Here is a 23,069-nt window from a genome sequence, read left to right on the forward strand (position 1 = left end):
GAACTGGTGCTCCATTCAGGCCGGACGGGATGCCTTGCGGGGGGCCATGACGGGGGAACGGCGGGAGGGGTCGCTGGTCGGCGGGCGCTACCGGCTGACCGGCGGGCCCGGACACGGCAGGTTCCGGCTCGTGTGGGAGGCGTACGACGAGCTGCTCGGCGTGCGGGTGGACGTCCAGGAGGTGCGGCCTCCGGACGGGTGGGACGACGACGGGCGCGCGCGGTGGCGGGAGGGCGCCCTGCGCAGGGCCCGGCTGCTCGCGCGCCTCAGCGCTGCCCCCGGCATCGTCTCGGTGTACGACGCCACGGCCGAGGACGGCGTTCTCTGGCTGGTCACCGAGCACGTGGCGGGGCAGGCCGCGGACGCGTACGTCGACCGCCTCGGCCCCTTGCCCGCCGACCGGGCCCGGCAGATCGCGGGGGCGCTGCTCGCGGCGCTGGGGGCGATGCACGCGGCCGGCATCGTCCACGGAGGCCTGACTCCACGGGAGGTCCGGATCGACGACTCCGGTCAGGTGTGGCTCACCGGGTTCCACGCCTGGGTACGGGGCCCGGGGGGCGGGGTCCTGGGCGTTCCGGATTACCTGGCCCCGGAGCGGTTCGAAGGCCACGTGCCGAGCGAGGAGGGCGACCTGTTCGCCCTGGGGGCGACGCTCTTCCACCTGCTTCAAGGGTTCAGCCCGTTCCGGCGGGAGAGCCCGGAGGCCACGATCGCCGCGGTGCGGAGGGTCGACGAGGACCCTCCCCCGTCGCTCCACGACCCCGCCCTCGCCCCGCTGATCGGCGGCCTGCTGCGGAGGGACCCGGCGCGGCGCTGGACGCTCGCCGAGGCGCGGCGCTTCCTCGGCCCCGTCGAGGACGAGGTCGACCCCCCGCCCCCGCCCCCGCTCCTCGGATACCCGGCGGTCCGGCAGGCGCAGGCTGCGACCCCGGCGTCGGCGGGCCCTGCCCCCGTCCCGGTGCCGGTGGCGTCCCGGCCCGCCCTCTCGCCGGCCTCGGCCACGTCCGGGCGGGGCTTCGTGGTGCTGCTGGCGGCGGTACCGGCGGTGTGGCTCCTCCTCGTCCTCCTGAACTCCGACGGCGGGCCGGCCCTGCTCGTCGGGTTCCTGCCCTGGGCGGCGTTCGGCCTCGGGGTGGGGCTGCTGGCCGTTCAGGTGCGCATCGCGCTGCGGCGTGGGCGGCGTACCCGGCGGGCCGGCCGGGCGGGACCGGCCGTCCGGCTCCTGCCGTCTGTGGCGCCGCCTGTGCGCTGGTCCCAGGCGGAGCGACGTGCGCGGCGGGCGCGTGCGGAGGAAGCGGTGGACAGGGAGCTGCGGCGACTGGACCGGCTGACCGCCGGGGCCTCGCGGCACGGCGGTGGGGACGGTGGGACCGGTGTCTGAGTACGAGGCGAGCCCCCTGCCGCCCTCGGCGCTGCCGTCACCGCCGCCCTCACCGCCGTCGGCGCCGGCTCCGGAAGCGGGCGCGGAACAGACGGCGTTCATGCCGCCGTCCGCCGGCTTCGTGCCCCCGTTCCCCAACGCCGATGAGGCCTCGAAGTGGAACGGTATCGAGGCCGACCACCTCGCGTGGCGCCGTCGGCTCGTCGAGCGTCAGCTGCGGCAGGAGCGGCTGGATCAGTGGGCGGGGTACGGATTCCGGCTGCTCGAGTACCTGATCGTCATCGGGTTCGGCCTGGCCTTCGTCCGGCTGGGCTTCTACGCCGTGGACCACGAGGCGTCGTCGCAGGCGGTCCCGTTGATCAGCGGGGGCATAGCCGGCCTGGCCGGGGCGGTACTCGCCGTGCGCAACAAGCGGAGGTGACGCGGGGGGCGAGGCCGTTGCCGGGCCCCGCGTCAGCCGAGGCCGAGCAGTTCCGCCAGGGTCGCGCCGAGGACCGCGTCGCGTACGCCGCCCGGGGCGGTGACCCGTTCCACCATGGCCCGGGCCAGGACCGGGTCGCCGTACGGGGCGTCCGAGCCGAACAGGGTGCGGCCCGGGAGTTCCCTGATGGCCAGGCGGACCGCGAAGACGATGCCGGCCGTGGACAGTTCCAGGTACATGTTCGGGGTGTCCCGCACCAGCTCGACCGCCTGCATCCAGTGCTGTCCGCCGAGCTGGCTGACCACCAGGGGGACCCTCGGGTAGCGGCGGCCGAGCGTGGACAGCGTCGTCAGGTCGTCCGCCGTGGTCGGGGCCGAGCCGTGGACGACGACGGGCAGCCGGCCGTGGTCGGACGCCGCCCGCAGCACGGGTTCGATCAGGGCCGCCCGCCCCGGGGGCGGCGTCAGCTCGCCGATGCCGTGGAACCCCCGCCCGACGACCTCCCGTTCCACGGTCTCGGCGATCCGCTCCGGGCCCTCGTCCAGCGGTACGGACAGGAAGCCGATGTACCGCTCGGGATGCGCGGCCAGGGCGGCGTCCAGTTCCCGCCACGCCGTGCGGTACCCCTCGGCCGTGCCGCACCCTCCGGCGAGGGCCTCCTCCAGTACCGCCATCTCCCGGCGCAGCCCGGCGAGGTCGGTGGCCCGCTCCGGGTGGGGGCGGGTGGCGAACAGTACGGCGCGGTCGACCCCGGCTTCGTCCAGCAGCCGCACGTGGGCCTCGGCGGAGTCATGGACGTGGCTGTGCGCATCGATGATCAACGGTTCACTCTTCCCCTGTGACGACCGGACCCGGAATTCGGGCGGTCGGCCCACTGTTGCTCCCTGACACGGTGGGAAGGTCAAGTCGAAGGGAGCGGCGCTCGGTGCTGATCGGGGAGCTGTCGCGTCGTACGGGGGTCAGTGAGCGTCTGCTGCGCTACTACGAGCGGACCGGGCTGATCGACGCGGAGCGCCGGGCCAACGGCTATCGCGAGTACGACGACGGGACGGTCGAGGCGGTGCGGCGCGTCCGCGCCCTGCTGGCCGCCGGCCTGCCCACGCGCGTCATCCGTCAGGTCCTGCCGTGCACCTCCGCCTCCGGCGGGGCGGCGCTGCGCCCCTGCCCCGGGGTACTGGCCAACCTCCGCGCGCAGTTGGAGGTCCTCGACCGGCGCGCCGGGGAACTGGAGACCGCACGGGACCTGCTGCGGCGGACGATCACCGCGACGGAGAACGCGCCGAGCCGGGTCCCGGGGCCGGAGGCCTGAGCCCCCGGGGCCCGGCCGGTCAGGCAGTCGGGTCGCCGAGGGCGGTGAGGATGTCGCCGACGGTGTGCTCGAAGAGGGGTCCGGGGTCGGTGAGGGCGAAGTCGAGGTGTCCGAAGACCTCCACCGCGACCGCCCCGTACAGGCGGGCCCAGGAGGCGACGAAGACGTAGATCACCTCCAGCGGCACGGGCGCCCCCGCCAAATGTTCGCGCACCTCCTCCAGCTGGACCGTCCACGCCGGGTCGAGACCGGTGGGCGCGCGGACGCCGCCGTGGCGCCAGAGCTCGACCATCAGGTCGAGGAGGACGCCGCCGAAGCGCCAGCCGGGGTCGTGGGCGGCGGCCCCGGGGCCGGTGTCGGCGTCCGCGACGGGCTTGGCGAAGAGCAGGGTGAACTCGTTGGGGTGGGCCAGCGCCCACCGGCGCAGCTCGCGGGCGGCCTCGCGCAGCCTCGGTCCCGGCCGTTCGGGCGGCTGCCGCTCGCGCGCCGCGGCCAGGGCGGTGGCGAGCTCGTCGTACAGGTGGGAGACGAGGGCCTGGACCAGCTCGCGGTGGCCCGCGTAGTAGCGGTAGAGGCCGGGGGCGGTCAGGCCCATCTCGCGGGCGACCGCGCGGACGGTCACGGCGGCGGGCCCCTCCTCGACGAGGAGCCGGCGGGCGATGCGCATCGCGTCGGCCAGGGCCTCCTCACGCACGCGGTGGCGGCGCCTGCCCGCGTCGGATCCTGCGTCGGATCCCGCGGTGGATCCCGCGGTGGTGTCCGTCATCTGCCTGCTCCTGCCCTCCCCTTGACAAAGTTAACACGTATCACTTTAGCTTCCCATCAGAGTTAACGGTGTAAACAATTGGCTTTGGGGGATACGACTCATGACGTACGGCATCGTGCTGACCTACACGCTCACGCCGCGCTGGCTGGCTCTGCCGCGCGAGGAGCGCGACCGGATGCGCGCCGCGCACATCGAGCCGGTGTTCGCCCGGTACGCGGACCGGGTCACCGCTCGGTTCTTCGACGGCGAGGCCTTCAACAGCCGCTTCTCCGACTTCGCCGTGCTGGAGACCGAGGACCTGGGCGCGTACTACTTCCTCGTCGAGGCCCTGCGCGACACCCCGCTCATCAGCGAGGGCCACCTGGTCCTAGGCGAGGTCATCCTGGGCGTCGAGGACGGCTTCCGGTCCTACGAGCGCCACCTCGCCGCGTAAACGCGCCGGGCCCACGGGCGGCGGCGTGACCCGGGGTCAGGGCCTCTTCGCCGGGGCGACCGCCACGCCGGTCGGGCCGTCGCCGACGGGCACCGTGTCCGTCACGCAGGCCGTCGCGGTGTCGATGACCGACAGGGCGTCCGAGTCGAAGTCGCTGACGTAGACCCGGGAGCCGTCCGGGGCGACCGCGAGGCCGTTGGGGCTGTGGCCCACGGCGACGGTCGCCGTGACGGCGCGGCGGCGGGTGCTGATCACGGACACGCTGTCGGACCCGATGTCGGCGACGTACACCTGGCGGCCGTCCGGTCGCACCCCGATCCCGGCGGGCTGGTCCCCGACCGGGATGCGGTCCGATTCCACGCCGGTGTGGAGGTCGACGACCGACACGTCGTCCGAGGTCATGTTGGAGACGTACAGGCGACGGCCGTCCGGGGCGAGGACCAGGGCGGTCGGTCCGCCGCCGACGGGGATGGCGCCGGTGACCGTCCCGCTCGCGGTCCGGACCACCGAGACGGTGCCGGATCCGGCGTTGGCGACGTACAGGGTGCATCCGTCGGCGGTCACCGCCACGCCCAGCGGGGCGTCGCCCACCGCGATGGTGTCCGTCACGGTACGGGTGCGGGTGCTGATCACCGACACGTCGTCCGACTTGACGTTGGCGACGTAGACGTTCCGGTTGTCGGGAGAGACCGTCACCCTGCTCGGTTCGTCCCCGACGGGAATGGTGTCGATGACCTTCCTGGTACGGGCGTCGATCACCGATACGGTGTCCGCCGCCGAGTTGGTGACGTAGACGCGGGAGCCGTCCGGGCTGACCGCCACGCTGTCCGGCCCCTTCCCGACGGGGACGCTGTCCACGACCCTGCCGCTGCCGGGGTCGACGACCGACACCGTGTCGGAGTGGAGGTCGGCGACGTAGACGAGGGCACCGGGGCGCGGGGACGGCCCGTCCGCCGGCGCCCCGGCGGCCGCACCGGCCGGGTTGCCCGGCCCCATCAGCGCCGCCGCCACACAGAGCACCACGGCCGCGCGCCGCGCCATGTCCTGATTCCTCGTCATGGCGCCAGGCTAGGGCGCCCCTTGCGGATCTCACCGGATCCGCGCCGCCCGCCGCCACACCTCGCCGGCGTCCTCATCCGGACGGCCCCGGGACCGGCGGAGGGCGGAGGAGCGGAGGAGCGGAACCCACGCCGGCGGCTGGACCTACGCCGGCGGCGGAACCTACGCCGGCGACAGGACGGCCGCCAGGGCGGGGGCCAGGCCGTGGACCACGGCCTCCGGGGACAGGGCCGTCACCGCGGGGAGCTTCAGGAGGTAGCGGGTCAGGGCCAGGCCCAGGAGCTGGGACGCGACCAGGCCCGCCGCCGACGCCGCCCGCCCGGGGCCGAGGGCCGCCGCCAGCGCCGGGGCCACCTGCGCCGCGAACACCTCCCGCATCCGGCCCGCCGCCTGCTCGTTCGTCACGGCGGAGCGCAGCAGCACCAGCAGGGCCTCGTCCGCCGGATCCCCCTCCCACCGCTCCACGAAGTGCCGTACGAGCGCCCCGGGCAGTTCCGCTTCCGGCACGGCCGCCAGGTCCGGCAGGCGCAGGTCGATGGCCAGGCTCGCGTCGAAGAGCAGCTCCTTGCTGCCGAAGTACCGCATGACCATCGAGGGGTCGATCTCCGCGTCGGCGGCGATGGCGCGGATGGTGGTGCGCTCGTAGCCCTGTACGGCGAACCGTTCGCGCGCGGCCCGCAGGATGGCCGCCTTGGTGTGGTCGGAGGTGCGTCGTGCCGTCATGCCAACAAGCGTAGGCCAACAAGCGTTGACAAGCCAGCGAGGCCGCCGCACTCTTGAGTCAACAGCCGTTGGCCAACAACCGTTGGCCCTCTGGAGGAGGCCCGCGATGACCGCCACCGCCCCGCTCCCGCTCCCCGCCACCACCGAGGTCGCCATCGTCGGCGCCGGCCCCACCGGCCTCGCCCTCGCCGTCACCCTGGCCGAGGCCGGCATCGGCTTCGTGCTCCTCGACCGGCAGGCCGAGGGAGCCAACACCTCCCGCGCCGCCGTGGTGCACGCCCGCACCCTGGAGGTCCTCGACGAACTGGACCCCTCCCGCGCCCTGTCCGCCGAGCTGATCGGCCGCGGCCTCCCCGTCAGCACGTTCCGGATCCGCGACGGCGCCCGCCCCCTGGCCACGATCGGCTTCGACGGCCTGCCGACCGCCTACCCGTACGCGCTGATGGTCCCCCAGGACCAGACCGAGGCGGTGCTCCTCGCCCGCCTGCGCGCCCTCGGCGGCGAGGTCCACCGCCCGTACGAGGTCACCGCGCTCACCCAGGACCCGGACGGGGTCACCGTCACCACCGCCACCGGCCGGACCCTGCGAGCCCGCTACGCCGTCGGCGCCGACGGGATGCGCAGCGCGGTCCGCGAGGCCGCCGGGATCGGCTTCACCGGCAGCGCCTACGAGGAGTCCTTCGTCCTGGCCGACGTCGTCATGGACTGGGCGCCCGGCCCCGGCGAGGTCTCCCTCGGCCTCGGGGCCGCCGGGCTCACCGTGGTCGCCCCGCTGCCCGGAGGGCACTACCGGGTGGTCGCGAGCGTCGCCGACGCCCCCGCCGAGCCGGACTTCGCCTTCGTACGGGGGCTGCTGGACGAGCGCGCGCCCGGCCAGGCCACCCTCCGCGAGGTCGCCTGGTCCTCCCGGTTCCGGATCCACCACCGCGTCGCCGACCGCTACCGGGCGGGCCGGCTGCTGCTCGCCGGGGACGCCGCCCACGTGCACAGCCCGGCCGGCGGGCAGGGCATGAACACCGGCATCCAGGACGCGTACGCCCTCGGCCGCGCCCTGGCCGGTGGGGACCTCGACGGCTACGAAGCGCGACGCCGGCCCGTCGCCCTGCGGGTGGTGGCCCTGACCGACCGGATGACCCGCGTCGCGACCACCCGCAACCCGGTCCTGCGCACCGCGCGCGACACCGTCCTACCCCTCGCCTCCCGCATCCCCGCCCTGCGCCGGCGCCTGGCCAGCGAACTCGCGGAGCTCAACTACCGCTAGAGCCACCGGGTTCCCCGGCACGCCGGTGGCACCGGGCCGTCGCGGGCCTCGGTCAGCGGTCCTGGAGAAGGGCGACCGCTTCGGCGAAGTCGGCGTGCGCGGGTGCGAAGGACCGTGCCGCGAGCAGGAACATCGACCGGTCCGTGAGGGCGCGGGCCAGGCGGACGGGGTCGTCGGGCAGGCGGCGGGCGAGCGCCACGCCCTCGTCGAAGTGCGGGGTGAACCGCTCCTCGAACCGGTAGTGGTGGGCGCCGTCGCGGACGGCCGCGCGGACGGCGATCCTGCGCCGGACGTCGACCAGCTCGGCCAGTCGGCCGGCCTCGCGCAGTTCCGCCGCCTCCGCCACGAGGCCCGGCTCCATGCCGAGGAACCCCCCTCGCACGTCGCCCGACCATCCGTGCGCCGTGCCGAACGGCGGCATCGGGGACTCGGGGCTCGCGGCGGGTTCGGCGGCCCGCCCCGACAGGACGAAGAGCGTCCTCCAGCACTCCAGGATGCAGCTCCAGTTCTTCGGCTCGCCCGTGGCCGCGAGCTCCTCCAGGACTCTCAGGGCCTCGCACCGGGCCACTGCGGCACCGGCCCCGTCCCCGGCGGCCTCCCGCATCCGGGAGAAGTGGACCAGCTCCCAGGTGAACCCCGCCAGAGAGGTGCGCTGTTCGGCCGCCTCGCACCGGCTCTGCTCAAGGAGCTCGCCGAAAACGGCCGACGCGGCGTCGTGCCGCCCGGCGCCCTCCAGGTTCGCGGCCCGGCAGACCGCGTGCCAGAAGTCCGGGCCTCCGTTCCGGGCGCCCTTCCCGTCGAGCTCCGCGGCCTCCTCGAAGTACCCCTCCTCGGCCAGAACCTTGGCCAGCGGCCCGCTCCAGCCGGCCTCCGCCAGCTCCTCACAGACCGCGCGCCCTTCCGCCCTGTGCCCGAGGTCGAACAAGGCGACCTGGTGGGCGTCGAGGGCCTGGCGCAACAGCTCCGCCCGGTCCCGTGCCCCGGGCTCCAGCCTGCGAGCAGCCCGGGAGGCCTCGGCGGTCAGCGTGACGGCCACCTCCGGGTCCCGGCTCTCGTAGCGCAGCGAGAGCAGGGCGCCGACCAGCTTCGGCAGGTACGCCTTCGGACTCACCTCGGCCAGAACCCGGTACGCGCCGGCCAGCTCGGCCCGGCTCGGCCGGCCGGACCCCAGCAGCAGCACACGGGCCCGAAGCACCGCGTCGTGATCGATCGTCACCATTCCCCCTGTCTCCGGATGACGTACGGAGGAGATTCTGGGAGCCGGGGAACGGATCGGACAAGCCTCGCGAACTGTGCGTTCCGTCCTACGAAAAACGGCGCTGACCTGTCATGATGGACATGCGTTCGCCCCAAATCCCCGAGCGGCCCACGCCCCACCGGCGGTCTGACGCCCCCTCTTGCCGCCGGCCGGCCGAGAAATCGGCGGCCGATCACCTCTTGGCCTTGACCTCGACCGCGCTTGAGGTAAGAGCGTGTTCCCCATGACCACGGAATCCGCTGCGTACACCGCAGACATCGAAGCCATCGCGCAGGTCGTCGCCGCCGTCGAGCACTCCCAGCAGCACAAGGACCCCGACGAGTTCCTCGCCCTCTTCCACCCCGAGGCGGTGTGGACGACCGCGGGCGGCAAGGTCCTCATAGGCCTCGACGCGATCTCGGCGTTCACCCGCGAGGTCCTCCCGGCCGCCGACTGGGACGGCAAGGTCACCTACGAGGTGGTCCACGTGTTCTTCATCCGCCCCGACGTGGCGGCGGTCAAGGTCCGCCAGCGCTACCTGAGCCCGGGCGCCGAGAGCGAGGGAGCGCCGCTGTACGTGATGTCCCGGCAGGCCGACGGCCGCTGGCTGCTGACGGCCTGCCAGAACACCGCCGTCGCCACGGCCTGAGCCCCTCACCGGCGGCGTCGCCAGCAGGACGATCCCCTTCGGCAGGCCCCAGGACGGCCGGCTCCTCGTCTGCCTCTTCCGCCTCGCCATGCCGCGATCCAACACCATCGGGGCCCCGGCCTGACAGTGCGTCAGGCGGGTCGGGCCTGGAGGTAGCGGTGCAGGATGAGGTGGAGGGTGGGGAGTTGTTCCGCCGGGCGGAAGGAGGGGTCGGCGGCGGCGCTGGTGTAGAGCGAGGCGATGAGCGCGAGGACCCAGGTGGCCGTGTCGTCCGGGTCGAGGCCCGGGTCGATCCGTCCGGCTGCGGCGGCCCGCGTCAAGAGGGTGCTCACCGCCGCGTGTTCGGTGGCGTTGTCGCGGCTCAGCAGGGCCTCGAGCTCCGGGTCGCGGTACGCCTGGACCATGGCCTCCATGACCAGGTGCGGGACGAGCGGCTCGACGGCCGCCTCGGCGAGCAGGTCGACGGTCTCCAGTAGCGCTTCCCACGGGTCCTCGGCCGCCTGGGCCCGGGCGAGGCGTTCGGCCTTCTCCTCCCGGTCGCCGTCGAAGACGGCGAGGAAGATGGCCCGCTTGTTCGGGAAGTAGTGGAAGAGGTTCCCGGCGCTCATCCCGACCGCCTTGCAGATGTCCGCGGTCGTCGTGCGCTCGAAGCCCTTGGCCGCGAAGAGGGCGGCCGCGGCGTTCACGATGCGCTGGCGCTGGGCCTGGTGCTTGACCGGGTCGACGGTCCTCACGGTGTCGGCGTCCTTCCTGCGGGTGTCTGGTCCTGTCTCATCCTCGCGGAGGATTAATAGACCGAGTACTCGGTTTATGTTGGGCGCATCGATCGGCTCGATCGGCCCGCACCGTCAGTGAAGGGAACACGTCGTGGACAGCTCCGCCCCACCCGTCCTGCCCGCCTCACCTACCCCGCCAGCCCCGAAGCCGGCCGTGCTCCGGAGGCTGTTACCGGTCCTGGGACTCCTCGTACTCGCTCCGGTCTGCGCCGAGTACCTGATCGGGTACGACCAGATCATCGGCCGCCCGCTGGAGCTGCTGACCGGCCTGCTCTACCTGGCCCCGCTCTACGGCACCGTCGCCGTGCTCATCCGCGAGACCGCCCGCCGGACGGGGCGCGGGTGGCCGACGATCCTGCTGCTGAGCGCGGCGTTCGGGCTGGTCGAGGCGGGGCTGATCGACCAGAGCCTCTTCAACCCCGACTTCGTGGACGATCCCTCGTGGGACCAGGACCGGATGCCGACGCTGGTGCCCGTTCTCGGGGTGAGCGTCAAGCAGTTGCTGGGATTCGTCGCGGGGCATGTGATCTGGAGCTTCGCCGCACCGGTCGCCGTGGTGGAGGCGTGCGTTCCGCGGCTTGCCCGCCGGCCGTGGCTCGGCCGTGCGGGGACGGTGGTGGTGGCCGTGCTGTACGTGCTGGCGGTGGTCGTGTTCACCCACGAGCACACGCGGAGGTTCACGGCGAGTCCCGTCCAGCTCGGGGTGACGGCGGCGGCCGTGCTCGGGCTCGTCGCCGCGGCGTTCGCCGTACCGCGCCGGCTCGCCGTCGCGTCCCGGCGGGGCGTGTCCCCCTGGGCGGCCGGGGGCGCCGCCGGGGTCCTGCTGGCCGCGCACCAGTTGTCGCCTTCCACCTGGACCGGAGCCGCCCTGGACGCCGTGGTCCTGGCGCTCGGCGGGGGTCTGCTGCTGTGGTGCTCCCGTGCTGCGGGATGGGGCGGCCATCACGTGCTGGCCGTCGCGGGTGCCGCGCTGGTGGTCAACGCGGGCCTGTCGTTCGCGGTGGATCCCCTGGGGGAGGTGTCCCTCACCGTCAAGTACACGGTGAACGCCGCGCTCACGCTGGCGGTGCTGGTGCTGCTGGCGGGTGCGCATCTGCGGGTGCGGCGGGCGGGGGCCGGGCCTCTTCCCGGGCCTTGAAGCTCATCAGGAGCATGTCGCGATGGCCGGACGCCGCAGGTCCGGCCACGGAGACCGGGGTGACGTCATGGAGGACGCGGGCGTCCTCGGCGTAGAGGCTGTCCAGCGGGGACCGGAAGGTGGTGGCGGCGATGGGTGGGCCGTCCGGGGTCGTGTAGAGGATCGTGCGGCCGCCCTCGACGTTCGCGCGGCCGATGTGGTGGAGGGCGATGTAGTCGAAGCCGTCGCGGTGGCGGCCCTCGGGGGACGGCATGCCCCGGGCGCCGGCGGTCGCGGTGACCCTGATCAGATGGGCGTCGACCTCCCAGAACGGCGGCGGCTGCCCTGCGCACCGGTCGAAGGTCAGGGCGTTGTGCCGGGCCAGGGCGCGGAAGAACGGGTTGTCGGCCTCGTGGTCGCGGAAGGGGGCGAACCGCCGGATGCGGCCGCCGATCAGCGGGTTCGCTTCGGCGCTCTGGTGGTATCCGGCGCCGGGGACACGGGCGAGTACGAGTCCCGTCCGGGAGTACAGGAACTTGGCGTGCCGGCGGCGGCGGTAGGTGCCGTGGCCGGGCAGGTAGCCGTCGGGCGGCAGGTCGTCCCAGGCCGCCCGGAACCGCCGGAAGGCCCGGGCGCAGTCGGGGTCCAGCCTGAAGTCGGCGCCGCGGACGAAACGGTATCCCCGCCCCGCGAGGGAACCGACGAGGTCCACCGTGACTTCCACTCCCATCCTCCTTCACGCACCTTCCGGTTCCTGGGAACGCTGGTGCGGCAGGGTGGTGCCCTCGAACTCGCCGCGCGAGAAGTACAGGTCGGTGATCGTGGGGTGCCAGGCCAGGTGGCTGAGGTGGTAGGCGCGCAGCACCGGGCTGAGCGCGAACATCGAGCCGACGTAGTCCGCCCAGGCCTGGCGGTCGACCTCCGTGATGCCCTCCCGCCTGTGCCAGATCCATTCGAAGACGTCGAGCATGAGCTCGGCCACGGCGTGCGCCCGGTGGTAGTTGGGGTCGTCCCGGGTGAGTGACTTGCCGTCGTAGAAGTACGGGCGGACGTGCGGGTATTCCACGAACACCAGGTTGAGCTGCATGAAGAGGTCGGTTCCGGAATGGTAGGAGGCCGATTCATGGCTCTTGGCGGCGGTCTGATGGCTCTTCGACGCGGAGTTCTGGGCGAGTACGCTCGCGCCGATCGAGATGGCGACGGCGAGCAGGGCTATGAGGTCAGACGTCTGCATCAGGCCCCCCTGGTCCTGGTCCGACGCGCCAGGATGACCAGTGCCGGAGCGGGATTCAAGGGCGCGCGGAGGGGGCGCGCGGAGGATCGGGAGGCGCGCAGGACACGGCGTTCAGAAGCGGCGGCGTGTGGCTTCGACGATCTCCGCCGCCGTCCGGCCCGCGAAGAGCTTGTCCTCCGCGCGGCGGACGGCGAGCACCGCGTCGAGGAGGCGGTCGCCCATGGCCCGCCGGAGCAGCGCGGACTTCTCCAGGTGCCCGATCGAGGCGGTGAGGGTGTCGGGGAGGCGCCGGACGCGCAGACGTTCGAGCATGGCGGGGGGCGCGGCGGCCGGATCTGCCGTGTATTCGGTGGGCAGCCGTAGCCCTTCGTCGACTCCCGCGAGCCCGGCGGCGATGACCGCGCCGACGACCAGGTAGGGGTTGGCCGCCTGGTCGAAGCATTTGACCTCGGCGTTGGCACTGTCGGAGGCCGCGTGCGGACCCGTGACCAGGCGCAGCGCGGCCTCGCGGTTCTCCCTGCCCCAGCACTGGTAGGCGCCCGCCCACTGGGAGGGGATCAGCCGCAGGTAGCTGGCGGGGCTCGGGCAGCCGATCGCCGTCAGGGCGGGGAGGTGTTCGAGGATCCCGGCGAGGAAGGCCTCGCCGTCACGGGTCATGCCGTACGGGCCGGTGCCGCCGTGCAGCAGGTTGGAGCCCGACCGCCAGGGGCTGAGGTGGAGGTGGCCCCCGTTGCCCGCGCCGGTGGGGGTGGTGAGGGGGGCGAAGGAGGGCAGCAGCCCGTGGCGGACGGAGAGGGCGCGCACGCAGTGGCGTACGAGGACGGCGGTGTCGGCGGCGTCCACGGGGGACTCGGGTGCGGTGGAGACCTCGTACTGGCCCGTCTCGTACTCCGGGTGGATCTGCAGGAGGTCGATCCGCTGGTCGGCGAGGACGTCCGCGATGTCGAGGAGGTAGGGGCCGGATCCGGCGAGGCGGGCCAGTCCGTACGCGGGCCCGGGTCCACTGCGGCCGGACAGCGCGGGAGCGGCGCGGGGGTCCTCCTCCACGGTCCACTCGGTCTCGAAGCCCATCCGCAGCTCGATGCCGCGGGCCTCCGCTTCGCGGCTCATCCGGCGGGCGAAGGAGCGCTGGCAGCCCTCGTACGGTGTGCCGTCCTGGGCGTACCGGTCCGCCGGCGCCCAGGCCCAGCCGGGCTGGGCGGCGAGCGGGGTCAGCCGGGTGAGGTCGGGGCGCAGCCGGAGGTCCCCCACGGGGCCGTCGAACCCGGGGCCGCCGGCCCTGGAGTCGTCGACGAGGAAGGTGTCGAAGACGGGGGCCATGCCCACGCCCCACCGGTCCGCGTGCTCGATCCGGTGGGCGGGGACCGCCTTGACCCGGCTGATCCCGGCGTTGTCCACCCAGCTCAGTGCCACGACACGCACACCCCGGCCACCGTCCGCGCTTTCGCTCATGCCCTGCATGATCCTGCGCGGCGGGGCCGCTGGAAAGGTCGCCTCCCGGGAGGGGCGGGGATCGCGGCGCGCCGCCCCGGGCCGGGGTCGGCGGGTGCGGGGAATAGGGGTGCGGGGGTGGGGGGTTGGCGGACTGCAAGATCGGGTCGGGGTTCGGGAGGGGTGTCATGGCTGTTCAGGGGACGGTTGCCGCCGGGTTCGAAGGGGTGCGGGAGGAATTCGCCGGCTTCCTCGCTGAGGAGGAGAACGCGCCCGGGGCTCAGCTCGTCGTGTACCGGGGCGGGGAGCGGGTGGTGGACCTGTGGTCCGAGGGGGTGGGGGCCGAGTCGTTGGTCGGGGTGTTCTCGTCCACCAAGGGCGCGGCGTACCTCGTGGCGGCGCTGCTCGTGCAGGACGGGCTGCTGGAGCTGGACCGGACCGTCGCCTCGTACTGGCCGGAGTTCGCCGCCGAGGGCAAGGGCGGGGTCACGCTGCGGGAGTTGCTGGCGCACCGGGCCGGGGTGATCGGGCTGGACGCCGGGTTCACGCCGGAGGAGCTGGCCGATGACCGGGCGATCGCGGCGCGGCTGGCGGGGCAGCGGCCGTTCTGGCAGCCGGGGCGGTTCTTCGGGTACCACGCCCTGGTGATCGGGGCCCTGGTCGGCGAGGTGGTGTTCCGGGCGACCGGGCGGACGCTGCGGGCCTGGTACGAGGAGCGGGTGCGCGCCCCGTACGGGCTGGACCTGTGGCTGGGGCTGCCGGAGTCCGAGGAGCCGCGCGTGCTGAGCACGCTGCCGATGCTGCCGACGCCGGCGCAGGCGGCCGAGATGGAGGCCGGCGCCTGGAGCCCGTACAGCATGGGCGGGATCGCCTTCAACGAGCACGCGCCCGGGCACGTCGAGCTGTACGAGTTCCCCAATTCGCGTGCCGTGCGCGCCGGAGGCCAGGCCTCGGCGGGCGGTATCGGTTCGGCGCGCGGTCTGGCGGGGATGTACGCCGCCGCAGCGTTCGGCCTGGCCGGGGAGAAGCCGTTGCTGGAGGCGGATACCGCCGCCGAGTTCGCCCGGGTCCACTCCGAGGGCAGGGACCTCGTGGGCGGCATGGCCAGCACCTTGGGCCTGGGCTTCCAGAGCTACGGCCACCGGTTCCCCTCCCTCGGCGCGGGCGCCTTCGGGCACAGCGGCGCCGCCGGTTCCCTCGGCCTGGCCGACCCCCGGCAGGGCTTCGCGTACGGCTACACGCGCCGCCGGTGCGCCTACCCGGGCGGCGCGGCCCCGGAGAACGAACGCCTGCTGCGGTCGGTGGTCCGGGCCCTGCGCTGACCGCCGCCCTGACGGCCGGTCACACCCCGGTTCCCTGACGATGCGGCCGCCGCGATGGTTTCACGGCGGCCGCATGGCGGGGGCGGGCGGGCGCCTCAGGAACGGCCGTGCCTCGCGGGCGGGTCAGAAGGGCTTCGTCGGGAGGTACTTGCCGTCGAGGGTGATGACGGCGCGCTCGCCGCCCTCGGGGTCGGCGACCTTCTTCACGTCGAGGCGGAAGTTGATCGCGGAGATGATGCCGTCGCCGAACTCCTCGTGGACCAGGGCCTTCAGTGTCGTGCCGTAGACCTGGAGCATCTCGTAGAAGCGGTACATCGTCGGGTCGGTCGGGATCCGGTTCGGCATCGAGCCGCGGACCGGGATGGTCTGGAGCAGCAAGGCCGCGTCGGCGTCGAGGCCCAACAGCTCGGCCACGGCCCGGGCGGACCGCTCCGGCAGCGGGTGCTGGCCGAGGACGGCGGCGGTGGTGAAGGCCACCGACAGGCCGGAGGCCTCGGCGATCTGCTTCCAGGACAGGTTCTTGGCGGTCTTCGCGGCCACGGCCTGGTCGGCGAGGGCCTCGCGGGCGGTCTGCGTGAACTGTGCCTGCGTCATGGTCGGTACGTCCTTTCGGAGACGGTGTGTGAGGGGTACGGGGAGGTCAGGCCGCGGGCGTGAGGTGCTCGACGCGGCCGGTGGGGATGTCGTAGACCCAGCCGTGCAGGGCGGTCCCGCCCTCCGCCAGGGCCCGGGCGACCGACGGATGGGTGGCCAGGTTCGCCAGCTGGGCGAGTACGTTCTGGCGCACCAAGGCCGGGACGTCGCCGTCGGCGGCGGTACGGGCCACCGAGGCGTCGGCGAGGCGCAGCCAGTCGGCGACCGCCGGGGCGGCGCTGAGGTCCTGGCGCTGGGCGAGGGCGGTCATCGCGCCGCAGCCGGAGTGGCCGCAGACGACGACGTCCCGTACGGCCAGGACGGCGACCGCGTACTCGATGCTCGCCGCGACCCCGTCGGCCCCGGGGGTGTAGGCGGGGACCAGGTTGCCGGCGGTGCGGATGACGAACAGGTCACCCGGCTCGGTGCCGGTGATCAGCTCGGGGACGACGCGGGCGTCGGAGCAGCTGATGAACAGCGTGTGCGGGGTGTGGTGCGTGGCCAGGTGGGCGAAGAGTTCCGCCTTGGCGGGGAAGACGTCCCGCTGGAAACGGGCGACGCCCTCGGTGAGGTCCTGCACGGTCACTGGTCACTCCCTTCGGGTGGTGATCGATCCCTGTGGGCTGGTGAGATCCACCATGCATGACCTGCTTCTATAGTGTCCAAGAGCTGTTGGGCATGGCAGCTATTGGTGCCATCTATAGTGAGAGTCATGGCCGCCCTCGAACTGCGTCACCTGCGCTATCTGCTCGCCGTCGCCGAGCACGGGAACTTCACCCGTGCCGCCGAGGAGCTGCACATCTCCCAGCCGACCCTCTCCCAGCAGGTCAAACAGCTGGAACGGACCCTGGGCGTGCAGCTGCTGGACCGCACCGGCCGCACGGTGCGGCTCACCGACGCCGGCGCCGTCTACGCCGAGCACGCCCGCCGCGCGCTGCGCGACCTGGCCGCCGCCGAGCGCGCCGTGCACGACGTCACGGACCTCTCGCGGGGCCACCTGCGGCTGGGCGTCACCCCCACCTTCACCGCGTACCTGATCGGCCCGCTCACCGCCGAGCTCCACGCCCGCCACCCCGGCATCGGCCTGACGCTGACGGAGCTGCCCCAGGACCGCATCGAGGCGGCCCTGCTCGCCGACGGGCTCGACCTCGGGATCGCCTTCGCCGGCCCCCACCCGCCCTCCGTCACCGCCACGGCACTGTTCACGGAGACACTCAGCCTCGTCACCGGCGCCGCGCACCCCCGCGAGACACCCCCCGGCCGGCTACCGGTCCGCGCCCTGGAGGACGAGCGACTCGCGCTGCTCAGCGGTGACTTCGCGACGCGCGAGCACATCGACGCCTACCTCGCCCGCCACGGGGTCCGGCCGCGCATCGCGGTCGAGGCCAACTCCATCCAGGCCCTCACCGAGATCGTCCGGCGCACGCCGCTCGCCACCGTCCTGCCCGACGCCGTCACCCACGACCACCCCCACCTCACCCCCGTCCCCCTCGACCCGCCCCTCCCCAGCCGCACCGTCACCCTCCTGCACCGCGAAGGCGCCTACCGCAGCGCCGCCGCACGGGCCTTCACCGCGCTCACCCACGACCTCGTCCGCGCACGCGGCTACGCGCCGCCCCCGTGAGCCCGGGCGGCAGGCATCAGGTCGTCAGGTCGTCAGGTCCAGGGTGGCCTCCGCGCCCCCGTCCGGGGCGTTGGCGAAGGTGAGGCGGGCTCCGAGGACCTCCGCCTGCCCGAGGGCGATGGTCAGCCCGAGTCCGTGTCCCCGTCCCCGTTCGGCGGAGCCCGTGCGGAAGCGCTGCGGGCCCTCGGCGAGGAGGCCGGCGGGGAATCCCGGCCCGTGGTCGCGTACGACGATCCGCGCGCCCTCGACGGTGACGTGCACGGGGGCCGCGCCGTGCCGGTGCGCGTTGGTGACGAGGTTGACCACGATCCGCTCCACCCGGCGCGGGTCGGTCTCCACCGGCTCGGCTTCCTCGGCCGCCGCGACGCGGGTGTCCGTCCCGGTCCGGCGGACCACGTCCGCGACGAGTTCGCCCAGGGGCACCGGGTCGGTGCGGGCCCGTTCGGCTCCGGCGTCGAGCCGGGAGACCTCCAGGAGGTCCTCGACCAGCGCGCTCAGCGCGCGGGCGCGGTCGCGTACGAGCGCGGCGGCCTCGTCGTCCTCCGGGAGCAGCCCGGCGGCCGTGGTCAGGCCCATCAGCGGGGTCCGCAGTTCGTGCGCGACGTCGGCGGTGAACCGCCGCTCGCGCTCCAGCTTCCGTTGCAGGGCCCCCGCCATCTCGTCCATGGCGGCCGACATCTCGGAGATCTCGTCCCGGGCCCGCCCGCCGGGGCCGATCCGGGCGTCGAGGTCCCCGTCGGCGATGGCCCGGGCGGTACGTGCGCCCCGGCGCAGCCGGCGGTTGACGGGTTCGGTGGCCAGGGCGGCGAGGGGGACGACGACCGCGAGGGCGGCGAGCACGGCCTTGACGATGCTGCGGTCGAGGAGTTGCAGGGCGCGGACCTCGAAGCTCATGTCGGTGCGGGCGACGAGGACCCGGTCGCCCGGGACGGGCCTGGCGGCCCAGAGCCAGAAGGAGTTCGGCGGCTTGCGGTCATACCAGGTCGCGTACGGGGCCTCCGGTTCCTTGTCCGCCAGGGCCCGGGCGAGGGGCGGGTCGAGTTGCTCGGGGCGCAGGACCTGGACGTCGAGGGGCGTCTTGCCCGTGAGGGTGTACTCGCGCTCGACGGCGCCCAGCCGGGCGACGACGCGTTCGGTGCCCGTCCGCTCGCTGCGGTCGGCCATCGACCGGTGGACGAGCACGCCGATCACCGCGGCCACGGCGCAGCAGGCGGCGGCGGTCAGCGCGGCGATCTTCCAGCGCAGGGCGCGGGGGTTGGGGAGTGCCATGGTGCCGCTGGTCCGTCCTCGTCGTCCGTCCTGATCGTTCGTCCTGATCGTGGTCCTGATCGTTCGTCTAGTCGCGGAGGAGTTTGTAGCCGAAGCCCCGGACCGTCTCGATCCGTTCGGCGCCGATCTTCTTGCGCAGCCGCAGCACGCACAGGTCCACGACGCGGGTGTCGCCCTCCCAGCCGTAGTCCCACACCTCGCGCAGCAGTCGGCGGCGGTCGAGGACGGTGCCGGGAGCGGCCGTGAACTCCAGCAGCAGGCGCAGTTCGGTGGGGGTCAGCGGGACGGGCCGCCCGCCGCGCCGGACCTCCAGGCCGAGGGTGTCGACCGTCAGGTCTCCGAAGACCAGGGTCCTGCCGGCCGGCGGGGCGTCGGCGGACGGGGCGGCCGGCTCCTGGGACGGCCTGAAGGTCGCACGGCGCAGCAGGGTACGGATCCGGGCGACGAGGACGCTCGTGTCGACGGGTTTGACGACGTAGTCGTCGGCGCCCGCCTCCAGCCCGGCGACCACGTCGAGGGCGTCGCCACGCGCGGACATCATCAGGACCGGGACCAGGCTCTCCTCGCGGATGCGCCGGCACAGCCCGATGCCGTCGAGTTCGGGCAGCATCACGTCCAGGATCAGCAGGTCGTGCGTACCCGTCCGGAAGGCCTCCAGCCCGGCCAGTCCGTCATCGGCGGGGGTGACGCGGTAGCCGTAGCGTTCGAGCGAGAGCTGCACGGCGCGGCGGATGGTGGCGTCGTCCTCGACGAGCAGGACGCTGACGCTGACGGGTTCCGGGACGACGGGGGTTGCCGACATACCGCCTTCTCGCTGACGTGTGCTGTTGCGCGGTGTGCGCTGATCTGTGCCGATGACGGGTCCACCGTACTCACAGGAGGTACGGGTCATGCCCGTCAGAGGCGGAGCGAGGCGACGACGGGCAGGTGGTCGCTGCCGGTGGCCGGCATGGTCCGGGCGGAGAGCGGGGTCATCCCCTTCAGCAGGATCTGGTCGATGCGTACCACGGGGAACGCGGCGGGCCAGGTGAGGCCGAAGCCGGCCCCGGCCTCCCGCTGCGCGGAGCGCAGTCCCGAGGTCACCGGCCGCAGCGCCGCGTCCCCGTCCGTCCCGTTGAAGTCGCCCACGACCAGGACCCGGGGCAGTCGCTCCGCCCGCAGGGCGTCGGCCAGCTTCCGGGCCGAGTCGTTGCGGCCCCCGGTGGTGAACCCGGCGACCGGGGAGACGCGTACGGAGGCGAGGTGGACGGCGTAGACGGCGACGGGCCCGCGCGGGGTGTCGACGGCGGCCCGCACCGCGCGCGTCCACGGCATGATCGGCACCGGCTCCACCCCGGCCAGGGGGTGCTTGCTCCACAGCCCGACGCCGAGGTGCACGGAGCTGTACGGGTACCGGGCGGCCAGCTCACGCTCGTAGACGGGTGTGGACGCGGCGGACAGTTCCTGGAGCGCCAGGAGGTCGGCGCCGGAGGCCGCGAGCGCCCGGGCCGTCCGCGCCGGATCGGGGTTGTTCTCGTCCACGTTGTGGCTCACCACGGTGAACTCCGCGCCGCCGGAGCGTTTGTCGGCGAGCGTTCCGGCGAACAGGCAGCCCCAGACGACCGCGGGCGCCAGGACGGCGGCCACCGCGAGCCGGGAGCGGCGTACCAGCGCGGCCGCGAGGAGCACGGGCACGGTCAGAACGGTCCAGGGGAGGAAGGTCTGGAAGAGGCTGCCGAGGTTGCCGGGACCCTCGGGGAGGTGGTCGTGCCACGCCATCAGCAGGGCGCAGCCCGCCGCGAGGGCCACGAGCACCCGGCCCCGGGTGCGGCGCGGGCGGGTGGCGGCGGTGCCGGAGGCGGCCGGGTCGATGTCGGAGGCAGCCGGGGGCACCGTGCCGGACTGGTTGTCGGAAGCGTTCGTAGTGCTCACACCGGAAGGCTCCGCGAGGCGCGCTTCGGCCCGGTCAGGGTGCCGCTTCGAGGACCTCACAGCTGTGCTTCAGGCATGTATCGGCGCGGGACCGCCCACCATCATGTAATGATCCTTATCGCCATCAGATCGTTACGCGCAGGGGGAATCATGTCCGAGGACCGGCTCACCGGCTGGGTGAAGCAGTGGGTCGACGGCTGGACCGTCTCACGCGGCGCCGCCGACCCGGTCGCAGCTCCGTGGGGGTGGACCGTGGACGTGGGGCTGTCGCGGGAGGTCGCCCGGCACGTGCTGCCCGAGCCCAGGGAGGCCGACGTCCGTCGACTGGCCGCCAGCGCCCCTCCGGGGACCTGGCTGAAGCTGTTCGCCCCGGACGAGGTGGTACGCCCCTGGGCGGGGGACGAGTGGGAGATGGACGTCCCCGCCTTCCTGATGACCCTGCCGCTCGCCCCCGCGCCGGCCGGTCCGCCGCCGGCCGGGTACACCGTGACCACGTGGACCCGGGGCGGGGTGGTCAAGGTCCTGGTCCGCTCCGGGGACGGGCGGCTGGCCGCGCGGGGCCAGGCGGGCCTGGCGGGCCGCATCGCGGTGCCGGACCAGATCGAGACCGCCCCGGACCAGCGGCGCCGGGGCCTGGGGGCCCTGACGATGCGCACGCTGCAGAACGCCGCGTGGGAGGCGAGGGCGCGCGAGGGGGTGCTGGTGGGCACGCCGGACGGCAGGGCCCTGTACGAGGCCCTGGGCTGGACCCTCCGCTCCCCCCTGGCCAGCCTGACCCGCCGGGAGGACTGACCACCGCCCGGGACGCGTCCGGCTCATCCCCCGCCCGCACCGGACGGGGGCCGGACCTCCAGGACGACGGCGGTGCCGCCCACGGTCCGGTCCTCGTCCAGGGTGATCCGCTGCCCGGGCCGCAGGTGCGTCCAGTGGGCGGGGGTGAGGGGGACGAGGCGCACCGTGGCCCGCCCTCCCGGCTCCAGCGCGGGCAGGTTCTCGACCCAGAGCGCGGCGATGCTGACCGACCGTCCGCCGGTGGGCGAGAGGTGTCCGATGTCCCACATGGGGCGCAGGACTCCGGCGCCGGGGATCGGCGTCGTGCGGCGCGTCTCGCCGGCGGGGCTGAGCGTCAGATCGGCCCGGACCAGGCCGTTGCGGATCTCGGAGCACCGCCAATGGCACCAGGCCTCGCTCCGCGCGAGCCTGAGCTGCCCGGCGGCCTCGGCGAGCCGCTCCCAGAACTCCAGGGGGAGCGGGCCCGCGTCCCCGAGCTCCTCCAGCAGGTTCAGGGCGGTCTCCCACTCGTCGTGGGCGAGGTGGTCCCAGATGTCCGCCACCGTCAGGTCGTTCCCGGTGGCGGTCGCTTCCGGCACCAGGAGGGAGGCCGATTCGAGCAGTTCAGCGACGTCCATGGGCGCATTGTCGGCCATGGACGGTCGCAGTCGCGCACGGAGGCCACGTACGTCGGGAACGGCCGCGGGGCCCATCCGGTACGCCGGTCGACATGTGCCACTCGGGGCCCCTGGGGGCCTAGGCCTCGGCGGCGACGAACCGGCGCAGTTGTTCGCGGGGGTCGGGGCCCTCGCCCGCGCGCCAGACGCGGTTCGCGATCTCCCCGGCGGGGATGCCGCGGAGCAGCATGTCGCGCATGGCCGTCACGGCCGAGGCCCTCGCCCGCGCGGTGCGTTCGCGGCTCTCCGCGGTGCCGTCATCGGCGGCCAGGGCGGCGGACAGGGCGCGCTCCCACGCCAGGACGTCGTCCCACACCCACATCTCCACGTGCCCGGACCCCGGGTTCTGGAGGGCGACCAGTTGCCATCCCTGGCTCTCCGTCAGGGGGGTGTCTGCCGACACCCAGCGCGTCACCAGTTCGGCCGCCCGCAGGGCGAGTTCCGCGTCCGCTTCGTTCGTCGCTTCGGTCATGTTCCTGACCCTACCCCATTTTCGTCCAACTGACGATAATGGGGTGGAGGGAAGCCCCCCGAGGCCACCACTCCGATGGCCTACCGGGTGCCGTGAAAAGGGCGCCGGGCTGAACTAATAGGGGAGGCAACATCCGCACCCCGTACGTACGGAGGGACCCCTCGTGTCTGCTGAGCTCAGCGACAAGCTCATGGAACTGCTCGACAGCCCCGTCTTCGTGAACATCGCCACCATCCAGCCCGACGGCAGCCCCCAGGTGTCCCCGGTCTGGGTGAAGCGCGACGGCAACGACGTGCTGATCTCGACGACCGTCGGACGGCGCAAGGAGAAGAACATGCGCCAGGACCCGCGCGTCACCGTGCTGCTCCAGCCCTTCGACGCCCCCTACACGTACGCCGAGATCCGCGGCACCGCCGCGCTCACCACCGAGGGCGGCCAGGAGCTCATCGACGAGCTGTCGGTCAAGTACACCGGCAAGAAGTACCGCGAGTTCAACCCGAGCTCGGTCGACGACGCCCCGCGCGTGGTCGTCCGGATCACCCCCCGGAAGATCGTCGGACAGGTCTGAGGCACGAGCTGAGGGCCCCTCCCGG

At 73.7% G+C, this 23,069-nt stretch carries 27 protein-coding genes; 11 read left to right on the forward strand and 16 right to left on the reverse strand.

The genetic code is table 11. From position 1 onward, the window contains the following. The first annotated feature begins 46 nt into the window (after positions 1 to 46). Complete coding sequence (locus tag ABT403_RS33515) at positions 47 to 1,381, forward strand: protein kinase domain-containing protein (RefSeq protein WP_344152311.1); 1,335 nt, start codon at positions 47 to 49, stop codon at positions 1,379 to 1,381. Further along, positions 1,374 to 1,802 carry a hypothetical protein gene (locus ABT403_RS33520; RefSeq protein ID WP_344152313.1) on the forward strand — a complete coding sequence of 143 codons (429 nt, stop codon included), beginning with the start codon at positions 1,374 to 1,376 and terminating at the stop codon, positions 1,800 to 1,802. The genes ABT403_RS33515 and ABT403_RS33520 overlap by 8 nt, the downstream gene beginning before the upstream one ends. A 32-nt stretch (positions 1,803 to 1,834) precedes the next feature. On the opposite strand, the gene ABT403_RS33525 is transcribed toward ABT403_RS33520, so the two are convergent. After that, positions 1,835 to 2,623 carry an amidohydrolase family protein gene (locus ABT403_RS33525; RefSeq protein ID WP_344152316.1) on the reverse strand — a complete coding sequence of 263 codons (789 nt, stop codon included), beginning with the start codon at positions 2,621 to 2,623 and terminating at the stop codon, positions 1,835 to 1,837. A gap of 104 nt (positions 2,624 to 2,727) precedes the next feature. Between ABT403_RS33525 and ABT403_RS33530 the strand changes: the two genes are divergently transcribed. Then, on the forward strand, positions 2,728 to 3,111 hold the full coding sequence (locus tag ABT403_RS33530) for a MerR family transcriptional regulator (protein ID WP_344152318.1): 384 nt from the start codon (positions 2,728 to 2,730) through the stop codon (positions 3,109 to 3,111). A 19-nt stretch (positions 3,112 to 3,130) separates the two neighbouring features. Here ABT403_RS33530 and ABT403_RS33535 read toward each other — a convergent pair whose 3' ends face one another. Beyond that, entirely contained in the window at positions 3,131 to 3,877 is a 747-nt protein-coding gene (locus ABT403_RS33535; RefSeq protein ID WP_344152320.1) for a TetR/AcrR family transcriptional regulator, read from the reverse strand. A 100-nt stretch (positions 3,878 to 3,977) separates the two neighbouring features. Here ABT403_RS33535 and ABT403_RS33540 point away from each other — a divergent pair, with 100 nt between their 5' ends. Next, positions 3,978 to 4,310 carry a darcynin family protein gene (locus ABT403_RS33540; RefSeq protein WP_344152322.1) on the forward strand — a complete coding sequence of 111 codons (333 nt, stop codon included), beginning with the start codon at positions 3,978 to 3,980 and terminating at the stop codon, positions 4,308 to 4,310. Positions 4,311 to 4,346: 36 nt separating this feature from the next. On the opposite strand, the gene ABT403_RS33545 is transcribed toward ABT403_RS33540, so the two are convergent. Beyond that, positions 4,347 to 5,369: a YVTN family beta-propeller repeat protein gene (locus ABT403_RS33545; RefSeq protein ID WP_344152325.1), complete on the reverse strand. Its 1,023-nt coding sequence runs from the start codon at positions 5,367 to 5,369 to the stop codon at positions 4,347 to 4,349. Between the two features lie 162 nt (positions 5,370 to 5,531). Next, positions 5,532 to 6,092: a TetR/AcrR family transcriptional regulator gene (locus ABT403_RS33550; RefSeq protein WP_344152329.1), complete on the reverse strand. Its 561-nt coding sequence runs from the start codon at positions 6,090 to 6,092 to the stop codon at positions 5,532 to 5,534. Between the two features lie 106 nt (positions 6,093 to 6,198). Here ABT403_RS33550 and ABT403_RS33555 point away from each other — a divergent pair, with 106 nt between their 5' ends. After that, positions 6,199 to 7,353 carry an FAD-dependent oxidoreductase gene (locus tag ABT403_RS33555; RefSeq protein ID WP_344152332.1) on the forward strand — a complete coding sequence of 385 codons (1,155 nt, stop codon included), beginning with the start codon at positions 6,199 to 6,201 and terminating at the stop codon, positions 7,351 to 7,353. 52 nt (positions 7,354 to 7,405) lie between these two features. On the opposite strand, the gene ABT403_RS33560 is transcribed toward ABT403_RS33555, so the two are convergent. Further along, a complete protein-coding gene (locus tag ABT403_RS33560) occupies positions 7,406 to 8,572 on the reverse strand; it encodes a hypothetical protein (protein WP_344152335.1) in 1,167 nt (388 codons plus the stop codon). A 262-nt stretch (positions 8,573 to 8,834) separates the two neighbouring features. On the opposite strand from ABT403_RS33560, the gene ABT403_RS33565 reads away from it, so the two are divergent. After that, positions 8,835 to 9,239: an SgcJ/EcaC family oxidoreductase gene (locus ABT403_RS33565; protein WP_344152339.1), complete on the forward strand. Its 405-nt coding sequence runs from the start codon at positions 8,835 to 8,837 to the stop codon at positions 9,237 to 9,239. A gap of 131 nt (positions 9,240 to 9,370) precedes the next feature. On the opposite strand, the gene ABT403_RS33570 is transcribed toward ABT403_RS33565, so the two are convergent. After that, the gene (locus tag ABT403_RS33570; protein WP_344152342.1) at positions 9,371 to 9,973 is read right to left on the reverse strand and encodes a TetR/AcrR family transcriptional regulator; all 603 of its coding nucleotides are present in this window, start codon (positions 9,971 to 9,973) and stop codon (positions 9,371 to 9,373) included. Positions 9,974 to 10,169: 196 nt separating this feature from the next. On the opposite strand from ABT403_RS33570, the gene ABT403_RS33575 reads away from it, so the two are divergent. Continuing rightward, complete coding sequence (locus ABT403_RS33575) at positions 10,170 to 11,153, forward strand: AF_0692 family protein (protein WP_344152345.1); 984 nt, start codon at positions 10,170 to 10,172, stop codon at positions 11,151 to 11,153. On the opposite strand, the gene ABT403_RS33580 is transcribed toward ABT403_RS33575, so the two are convergent. The 3 genes from ABT403_RS33580 to ABT403_RS33590 form a co-directional block, all read right to left on the reverse strand. Continuing rightward, on the reverse strand, positions 11,071 to 11,856 hold the full coding sequence (locus tag ABT403_RS33580; RefSeq protein ID WP_344152348.1) for a 2OG-Fe dioxygenase family protein: 786 nt from the start codon (positions 11,854 to 11,856) through the stop codon (positions 11,071 to 11,073). The genes ABT403_RS33575 and ABT403_RS33580 overlap by 83 nt on opposite strands. Positions 11,857 to 11,868: 12 nt before the next feature. Further along, positions 11,869 to 12,366 carry a hypothetical protein gene (locus ABT403_RS33585; protein ID WP_344152351.1) on the reverse strand — a complete coding sequence of 166 codons (498 nt, stop codon included), beginning with the start codon at positions 12,364 to 12,366 and terminating at the stop codon, positions 11,869 to 11,871. Between the two features lie 111 nt (positions 12,367 to 12,477). Further along, entirely contained in the window at positions 12,478 to 13,818 is a 1,341-nt protein-coding gene (locus tag ABT403_RS33590) for a type I glutamate--ammonia ligase (RefSeq protein ID WP_344152354.1), read from the reverse strand. Between the two features lie 167 nt (positions 13,819 to 13,985). Between ABT403_RS33590 and ABT403_RS33595 the strand changes: the two genes are divergently transcribed. Then, positions 13,986 to 15,119, forward strand: coding sequence for a serine hydrolase domain-containing protein (locus tag ABT403_RS33595; protein ID WP_344152357.1), 1,134 nt, complete (start codon positions 13,986 to 13,988; stop codon positions 15,117 to 15,119). 123 nt (positions 15,120 to 15,242) lie between these two features. Here the strand turns inward: ABT403_RS33595 and cynS are convergent, their stop codons facing one another. Then, the gene (gene cynS, locus ABT403_RS33600; protein ID WP_344152361.1) at positions 15,243 to 15,713 is read right to left on the reverse strand and encodes a cyanase; all 471 of its coding nucleotides are present in this window, start codon (positions 15,711 to 15,713) and stop codon (positions 15,243 to 15,245) included. 46 nt (positions 15,714 to 15,759) lie between these two features. Beyond that, positions 15,760 to 16,332, reverse strand: coding sequence for a carbonic anhydrase (locus tag ABT403_RS33605; RefSeq protein WP_344152998.1), 573 nt, complete (start codon positions 16,330 to 16,332; stop codon positions 15,760 to 15,762). Positions 16,333 to 16,464: 132 nt separating this feature from the next. On the opposite strand from ABT403_RS33605, the gene cynR reads away from it, so the two are divergent. After that, positions 16,465 to 17,376 (forward strand): transcriptional regulator CynR, encoded by a 912-nt coding sequence (gene cynR / locus ABT403_RS33610; RefSeq protein ID WP_344152364.1) that lies wholly within the window; start codon positions 16,465 to 16,467, stop codon positions 17,374 to 17,376. Between the two features lie 24 nt (positions 17,377 to 17,400). On the opposite strand, the gene ABT403_RS33615 is transcribed toward cynR, so the two are convergent. The 3 genes from ABT403_RS33615 to ABT403_RS33625 all read right to left on the reverse strand — a co-directional run bounded on the left by ABT403_RS33615 (position 17,401) and on the right by ABT403_RS33625 (position 20,496). After that, positions 17,401 to 18,645: a sensor histidine kinase gene (locus tag ABT403_RS33615; protein WP_344152367.1), complete on the reverse strand. Its 1,245-nt coding sequence runs from the start codon at positions 18,643 to 18,645 to the stop codon at positions 17,401 to 17,403. A gap of 67 nt (positions 18,646 to 18,712) precedes the next feature. After that, positions 18,713 to 19,447 (reverse strand): two-component system response regulator CseB, encoded by a 735-nt coding sequence (cseB, locus tag ABT403_RS33620; protein ID WP_344152369.1) that lies wholly within the window; start codon positions 19,445 to 19,447, stop codon positions 18,713 to 18,715. Between the two features lie 95 nt (positions 19,448 to 19,542). Continuing rightward, positions 19,543 to 20,496 carry an endonuclease/exonuclease/phosphatase family protein gene (locus ABT403_RS33625; protein WP_425580123.1) on the reverse strand — a complete coding sequence of 318 codons (954 nt, stop codon included), beginning with the start codon at positions 20,494 to 20,496 and terminating at the stop codon, positions 19,543 to 19,545. A gap of 210 nt (positions 20,497 to 20,706) precedes the next feature. On the opposite strand from ABT403_RS33625, the gene ABT403_RS33630 reads away from it, so the two are divergent. Continuing rightward, positions 20,707 to 21,348, forward strand: a complete 642-nt coding sequence (locus ABT403_RS33630; RefSeq protein ID WP_344152375.1) for a GNAT family N-acetyltransferase — start codon at positions 20,707 to 20,709, stop codon at positions 21,346 to 21,348. A gap of 23 nt (positions 21,349 to 21,371) precedes the next feature. Here ABT403_RS33630 and ABT403_RS33635 read toward each other — a convergent pair whose 3' ends face one another. Then, a complete protein-coding gene (locus tag ABT403_RS33635) occupies positions 21,372 to 21,965 on the reverse strand; it encodes a hypothetical protein (protein ID WP_344152378.1) in 594 nt (197 codons plus the stop codon). A gap of 118 nt (positions 21,966 to 22,083) precedes the next feature. After that, on the reverse strand, positions 22,084 to 22,476 hold the full coding sequence (locus tag ABT403_RS33640) for a hypothetical protein (RefSeq protein WP_344152381.1): 393 nt from the start codon (positions 22,474 to 22,476) through the stop codon (positions 22,084 to 22,086). A gap of 163 nt (positions 22,477 to 22,639) precedes the next feature. Here ABT403_RS33640 and ABT403_RS33645 point away from each other — a divergent pair, with 163 nt between their 5' ends. Further along, a complete protein-coding gene (locus ABT403_RS33645) occupies positions 22,640 to 23,044 on the forward strand; it encodes a PPOX class F420-dependent oxidoreductase (RefSeq protein WP_344152385.1) in 405 nt (134 codons plus the stop codon). The last annotated feature ends 25 nt before the right edge of the window (positions 23,045 to 23,069 follow it).

It is taken from the genome of Streptomyces sp. NPDC000075 (genome assembly GCF_040301925.1).
GTDB classification, from domain to species: domain Bacteria; phylum Actinomycetota; class Actinomycetes; order Streptomycetales; family Streptomycetaceae; genus Streptomyces; species Streptomyces polychromogenes.